The organism is Streptomyces sp. H39-C1 (assembly GCF_027158125.1).
GTDB lineage: Bacteria > Actinomycetota > Actinomycetes > Streptomycetales > Streptomycetaceae > Actinacidiphila > Actinacidiphila fildesensis.
In genome coordinates, this window is the sequence record NZ_JAPVLS010000294.1 from 1 (window position 1) to 601 (window position 601).

The 601-nt window shown below is 68.1% G+C and carries 1 protein-coding gene; it reads right to left on the bottom strand.

The features are described 5' to 3' along the window. Window positions 1-37: 37 nt before the first annotated feature. The coding region (locus O3W51_RS48295; RefSeq protein ID WP_269290459.1) for a ferritin-like domain-containing protein at window positions 38-601 on the bottom strand (564 nt) is incomplete at its 5' end.

Consider the following 601-nt stretch of genomic DNA (forward strand, 5'->3'; position numbering starts at 1 on the left):
TCGCTGATCTGCAGTTCCCAGCCGTCGTGTGCAGTGCTCACTTCACGGCTCCTTCGGAGATCGGCGAGGCGTTCTTGGTCGGGTAGAAGGCGTCGGGGAACCCGACGCTGCCGGCGGCGGCGGGCAGTTTGGCCGCGTCCGTGGGGATGGTGATGAGGTCGGGGAGGTTTCCGGCCAGCAGCGCCTGGACGGCCAGCAGTGTCGCACGGTGCTGAGCCTCGACCGGGGCGACCGAGGCGAAGAGCTTGCGCAGTTGTGCGTCGCTGACCTGGCCGACGTTCTTGGTGTAGGTCTGGGCGGCGACGTCCTCCAGCGTGATCGCCAGCGCGACCACGTCGGCCGGAGTTTTGATGGTGGGCAGGGCTTCCTTGACCACGGCCGCGTACTTGGGGTCCGGGCCGGTCTGGGCCTTGCCGCCCGCCTGGGTGGCGGCGGCGTTGAACGCCTTGGCGTGGGCCTGGTGCTGGGTGGTGGTCTTGGCGATGAACGCCGCGACCGTCTTGTTGCCGTCCTTGATGAACGGCAGCCCCGCAGCGGTCTGGTAGACGCTGATGGCCAGATTCTCCAGAGACGCCGCGGTCTGCAGCGCCATGATGTCGTC